Source organism: Nonomuraea sp. NPDC001684, assembly GCF_053596515.1.
This window is the reverse complement of sequence record NZ_JBSFGJ010000541.1, coordinates 1-5754: the sequence shown is the minus strand read 5'-3', so window position 1 is coordinate 5754 and position 5754 is coordinate 1. Positions and strand designations below refer to the sequence as shown.

Here is a 5754-nt window from a genome sequence, read left to right as displayed (position 1 = left end):
GGCGGCGGCCGGTGGTGCTGGTCAGCGTGGCGGCGGCGTGCGCAACCACGGCGCTGGTCTGGTGGGTGGCCGGGAGCCGCCCGTCCTCTCCGGCGGAGGCGGGCGGGCGCTCGGGCGGCGTGCCGTCGGCCGTCCAGCCGCAGACCTCGGACGAGGCGACGGAAGACCCGGCGACCGGGGACGCCACCCCCACCGGCGACCCGGCCGCGAGCACCGGCCCGACACCGAGCACGGACCCCACGGCAGGTGCGGCCGGGCAGGCCGGGCGGGTGGACGAGCTGCTGTCCAGCAGCAGTTCCGCCCGTTCCAGCCTGTCGGCGGCGATCGCGGACGCGACCGGTTGCCGCCGGAGCGGCGTGACCACGATCGAGGACATCACCGCCGGCCGCCGCGACCAGCTCGCCGCCGCCCGGACGCTGGAGGTGACGGCCCTGCCCGAGGGCGCGGCGCTGAAGCAGACGCTCATCACCGCACTCGACGCCTCCTACGACGCCGACACCGCCTTCCTCTCCTGGGCCCGGCGCCATCTGGCGGGCGGCTGCACCGGCCCGGTCTCGGACGACCGCGATTACCGGCGAGGTCTCAGCAGATCGGAGGCCGCGCAGACGGCGAAGGCGCAATTCGCGCAGGCGTGGCGGCCGATTGCGGAGACATATGGCCTGACAATATGGAAAGCCGACCAGATCTAGCCATATTGGCCCATAATTCAGCGTAAGCACCGAAATTCCGAGCGCCGATCGACGAGAGGCCGGCGACAGGTCTCGTCAGTGACACGAAGGAGTGCTGCGATGTTCCTGCCACGCCGGGTGTTCCGGCTGGCCGCTGGTGCGGCGGCCGGGTACCTGCTCGCCGTGCGCCCCTGGCACCTGCGCTGGGGCGCGACCGACAGAGAGGTGCACGAGGACCTGCCGGGTGACGACATCGTGCCGCTCCCCCAGCTCCAGGCCACCCGTGCCGTCACCGTGGACGCGCCGCCGCCGGTCGTGTGGGCCTGGGTGGTCCGGCTCGGCGGCTACCCGGGCCCGGGCGCCCGTCCCGGCACCCGTCCTGGCACCGGAACCGACGCGCGGGCGGAAGCCGCCGGCGAGCCCGCGCAGCCCCCGCACGACCTCAAGCCCGGCGACGTCATGGACGGCGGCGCCTTCGTCGTCGAGCGGATCGAGCCCCCGCACAGCCTCGTGCTGGCCGACCGCGGCGCCGACGCCACCACGACCTGCTCCATCGCGCTCCGCGACACCGGCGGCGGCACCCGGCTGATCTACCGGCTCCGGATGCGCGGCGAGCCCACCGTGCGCGGCGCCGCCCACGTCGCGATGACGGACGTCGGCGACTTCGTCGCGATGCGCAGGCAGCTCCTCGCCGTCAAGACCGGAGCCGAGTCGGCGAGGTGAGCCACTGAGCCGACCCAGTGACCCCAAGTGGCCGAACCGAGCAGGGCCGGGCAGGGGCTGAGGGCCGGGCAGGGGCAGGGCTGGGGGCCGGGTGGGCGGCCTGGTTCGGGTTCTTCGCCGCTGCCTTAGGGTTCATGCTGTGGATCAACGGGCAGCGAGCGCGACGGCCGAACGCGCATCCGCCGGCAAGCGTCCCTCACCCCGGCGGCGCAGGCGCTGGTTCGCCTGGACGGTGGTCGCGCTGCTGGCGGCCTGGGCGGCGCTGCGGGTCGGCGGCCTGGAGACCGGCTCCTTCCTCATCCAGCTCATGACGGTGACGCCGATCGGCGCGGGGCTGGCCGCGCTGACCGCGCTGCTGGCGGTGCTCAGGCGCAACCGCCCGGCGGGGCTGAGCGCGGCCGTCGTGGGCATGGTGTTCGTCGCGTGCCTGATCCCGCGGACGTCCGGGGTGGAGCCGGGCAAAGTGATCGAGGGCGTCCCGCTGCGGGTGTTGTCGGTCAACCTGTTCGGATGGGCCGACGCCGAGACCGTGGTCCGCCTGGTGCGCCTGTACGAGATCGATGTGTTCAGCGCGCTGGAGCTGACCCCCGACGCGGTCCGGCGGCTCGACCAGGCGGGGCTGCGCAAGCTGCTCCCCTACCGGGTGCTCCAGGCCGCGGACGGCGCGATCGGCAGCGGCCTGTTCGCCAGGCACCCGCTGCGGCCGCTGCGGGGGCTGTTCACCCCGATCGGCCACAACATGCCGGCCGCCACGCTGTCCCTGCCCTCGGGCGGCAAGGTCGAGGTCGTGGCGGTGCACCCCGACCCGCCGCTCGGCCGGATGGCGGCCGAGTGGGACGCCTCGCTCAAGGCGCTGCCGTCCCCGTCGCCGTCGGTGATCAGGATCCTGGCCGGCGACTTCAACGCCAGCCTCGACCATCGCGCCTTCCGCGACCTGCTGGCCAGGGGTTACGTCGACGCGGCCGACCAGGTGGGCAAGGGGCTCGTCCCGACCTGGCCCAACAACAGGGCGATACCGCCGATCATCACGATCGACCACGTGCTGGCCGACCGCCGGGTGAACGTGGCCAGTACGGAGATCCTCGACGTGCCCGGCACCGACCACCGCGGCGTCTTCGCCGACCTGCGCGTGCCCGCCATCGGCTGACCCGCCGCTGCCTGCCCGGTCATCGCGCCTGCTGCCCGTGCAGCGTCCTGAGGGACGCCTTGAGCAGCTTGCCGGCGCCGTTCCGCGGCAGGCCGGGGACGAGCTCCAGATACCTCGGGATCTTGAAGCGGGCCAGGCGGCCGTCGAGGTGGGCGAGCAGTTCCCCGGGCTCCGCGCTCGCACCCGGCCGCAGCACGACCAGCGCCTTGCCGGTCTCCCCCCACTTCTCGTCCGGTACGCCGATCACCGCGCACTCGGCCACCGCCGGATGGGCGAGGAGCAGGTTCTCGATCTCGGCCGGGTAGACGTTCTCGCCGCCGGAGATGTACATGTCGCTGATCCGGTCGCGGATGCGGACGTACCCGCCCTCGTCGGCCACGCCGATGTCGCCGGACCTGAACCAGCCGTCGGCGGACAACACCTTCGCGGTCTCCTTCGGCCGCCGCCAGTAGCCGGGCATGACGTTGGGGCCCTGGACGTACACCTCGCCGGGCTCGCCGGGGGCGGCGGGCGAGCCGTCGGGGGCGACCAGCCGCACGTCGGAGAAGAAGCACGGCACCCCGGCCGAATCGAGCTCGGCGTCCGGGTGCCCCGCCCCGAGGAAGAGCGCGCCGGGGGAGGTCTCCGTCATGCCGTACCCCTGCAGGAACGGCAGCCCGCGCTCCCGGTACGTCCTGATCAGCGGCTCGGGCACCGGCGCTCCTCCGCACAGCAGGTGCCGCAGGCTGGACAGGTCGGCGTCCGCCCAGCGCGGCGACTGCGCGAGGGCCGCGAACATCGACGGCACGCCGAACATCATCGTGACCCGCTCGGACTCGACCAGGTCGAACGTCCTGTCCACCCGGAAGGACGGCTCCAGCAGCGCCCGGCCGCCCTTCAGCACGGTCGGCAGAAGCGTCTGCGCCAGGGCCGCGATGTGGCACAGCGGCGCGCTGACCAGCGTCACCTCGTCGTGCGCGAGCGGCACGTCGACCAGCAGGTTCACGGCGTTCCAGATGAGGTTGCCGTGGGTGAGCATCGCGCCCTTGGGGCGGCCGGTGGTGCCCGAGGTGTACATGATCAGGCAGAGGTCGTCCTGGCTCACCGGCTCGTCCACGGGGTCGGCGGGCGCGCCGGCGATCAGCTCCTCGAAGGCGTCCTGGCCCAGGTGCCGGCCGGGCAGGCCGCCGCCGTCCTGGCCTGCACCGAGGACGACGACGCGGGCGCCGGAGTCGTCCAGGAGGAAGCGCAGCTCGGGCGGGGCCAGCCGGGCGTTGAGCGGGACGAACACCGCGCCCAGCAGTCCGGCGGCGAAGAACGTCTCCACCAGGGACGGGTGGTTGGGCCCGAGATAGGCGATCCGGTCGCCACGGCCCACGTCCAGGCCGGTCAGCCCGTGGGCCAGGCGGGTGACCCGGTCGTACAGGTCGCCGTAGGTGCGGTCGATCCCCTGGTAACCGACGGCGGGCCGGGCGGGCGTCATCCGCGCCCTGCGTGCCGGCCATGACCCAAGCCCCTGATTCCGCATCGGCACTCCTTGACGGTCAGGACTCAAGGTAGGTCACCAAGCGCTTGCTGTCACCGGAATGCCACACTTTCTCCCGTCCGCCCCCTCTCGTGCGGTCGAGGGCGTCGGCGGCTTTCGTGGCCGGCGGCCTCTTTCAGCGGCGGCACCCGCGCGTGACACTGGACGGCGTGTCCCCAGTCACGCGCGTTCCCGTGTTACGCGGCCGCGACGCGGAGGAGAACGTCCTGCTGCGGCTGCTCGACGACGCCCGGGCCGGCTCCGGAGGGGCGCTGCTGCTGACCGGCGCGGCGGGCATGGGCAAGACGGCGCTGCTCGACCTGGCCGCCGCGCGGGCCTCCGGGTTCCGGGTGCTGCGGGTGTCGGGGGTGGAGCCGGAGTCGGGGGTGCCGTACGCGGGGCTGCACGGCCTGCTGAGGCCGGTGTCCGGGGCCGTCGCGGCGCTGCCGGCCGCCCAGGCCCGCGCGCTGGCCGAGGCCCTGGAGTCCGGGACGTGCGGGGCGGGGCTCGTGCTGCCCGCCGCCGTGCTCGGGCTGCTGTCGGCGGTCGCCGCCGAGCGTCCCGTACTGGCCTGCGTGGACGACGCCGACCGGCTGGACGCGGCGAGCCTGGACGCGCTCTCGTTCGTGGCCCGCCGCCTGTCCTGCGAGCCGATCGCCCTGCTCTTCACCACCAGACCCCCGCCCTCCCACGCCGTCCCGTACGGCGAGCGGGAGCCGGAGAGGTTCGACGGCGAGGCGATGCGGCGGCTTGAGGGCGTGCCCGCGCTGGAGCTGCGCGGGCTCGACGGGCCGGCGGTGCGGGAGCTGGCCGCGGACCTGGCGCCCGGCGGGCTCGCCGAGGACCTGCCGGCCGCGCTCGACCAGATCGCCCGCGGGAACCCGCTGGCGCTGCGCGAGCTGATCGGCGCGCTCACCCCCGACCAGCGGGCCGGGCTCGCGGCGCCGCCCGCCGTCCTGCCTGCTGGTGGGCGGTTGTGGCGGGAGCACACGGGCGCGCTGGCCCGGCTGCCCGCGCGTACGCGCTGGCTGTCGCTGCTGATCGCCGCCGATCCGGCCCTGGACGTGGCGACCCTGGCCAGGGCTGCGAGCCCGGCGTGCGCGTTGTCGGTGCTCGAACCGGCCGAACGGGCGGGCGTCCTGCGGGCCGACGGGGACGCGTTCGTGTTCCGGGAACCCGCGATGCGGGCGGTCACGTACCAGGCGGCGTCGCTGGCCGAGCGCCGCCGCGCCCACCGCCTCCTCGCCGACCTGCTCACCCCGGGCGGGTGCCATGCGGGTGGTTGGGAGAGGTTGCGGCGGGCGTGGCATCGGGCCTGGGCGGGGGGTGGCGGGGAGGAGGAAGCCAGCGACGAGCTGGCGCGGGCGGCGCTGGCCGTGCGCTGGGCCGCCGGGAGCTCCGAGCCGTGCCTGGCCTCGGAGCGTCGTGCCGGGTTCCCCGAGCCCTATCTGGCGTTGGAGCGCGCCGCCGAGCTGACCGCTCGTCCCGCGGTCAAGGCCGAACGGCTGGCCGCCGCCGCCAGGCACGCCTGGGTGTCCGGCCGTCCCCGGGCCGCGCGTTCCCTGCTGGCCCGGCTGCGGTCGCCCGGCGCGCCCGAGGAGCTGCGCGGCCACGTCCAGCTTCTGCGCGGCAGCCTGGAGCTGCTGGGCGGCGAGACCGGCAGCGCCCGCGAGGAGCTGCTGGCGGCGGCCCGCGGTGGCTGTCCAGCAGCC

Annotated in this window: 6 protein-coding genes; 4 read left to right on the top strand and 2 right to left on the bottom strand. The window is 74.9% G+C overall.

The window, feature by feature from the left end:
* The coding region (locus tag ACWCSD_RS46480; RefSeq protein WP_449925185.1) for a hypothetical protein at positions 1 to 232 on the bottom strand (232 nt) is incomplete at its 3' end.
* Between the two features lie 37 nt (positions 233 to 269).
* Here ACWCSD_RS46480 and ACWCSD_RS46475 point away from each other — a divergent pair.
* The 3 genes from ACWCSD_RS46475 (at position 270) to ACWCSD_RS46465 (ending at position 2538) form a co-directional block, all read left to right on the top strand.
* Positions 270 to 689: a hypothetical protein gene (locus tag ACWCSD_RS46475; protein ID WP_449925183.1), complete on the top strand. Its 420-nt coding sequence runs from the start codon at positions 270 to 272 to the stop codon at positions 687 to 689.
* 99 nt (positions 690 to 788) lie between these two features.
* Entirely contained in the window at positions 789 to 1391 is a 603-nt protein-coding gene (locus ACWCSD_RS46470; protein WP_449925181.1) for a hypothetical protein, read from the top strand.
* A gap of 139 nt (positions 1392 to 1530) precedes the next feature.
* Positions 1531 to 2538, top strand: a complete 1008-nt coding sequence (locus tag ACWCSD_RS46465) for an endonuclease/exonuclease/phosphatase family protein (protein ID WP_387672816.1) — start codon at positions 1531 to 1533, stop codon at positions 2536 to 2538.
* A gap of 19 nt (positions 2539 to 2557) precedes the next feature.
* Here the strand turns inward: ACWCSD_RS46465 and ACWCSD_RS46460 are convergent, their stop codons facing one another.
* The gene (locus ACWCSD_RS46460) at positions 2558 to 4000 is read right to left on the bottom strand and encodes an acyl-CoA synthetase (protein WP_449925179.1); all 1443 of its coding nucleotides are present in this window, start codon (positions 3998 to 4000) and stop codon (positions 2558 to 2560) included.
* A gap of 212 nt (positions 4001 to 4212) precedes the next feature.
* On the opposite strand from ACWCSD_RS46460, the gene ACWCSD_RS46455 reads away from it, so the two are divergent.
* A partial coding sequence (locus tag ACWCSD_RS46455) for an AAA family ATPase (RefSeq protein ID WP_449925177.1) occupies positions 4213 to 5754 on the top strand: 1542 nt, incomplete at its 3' end.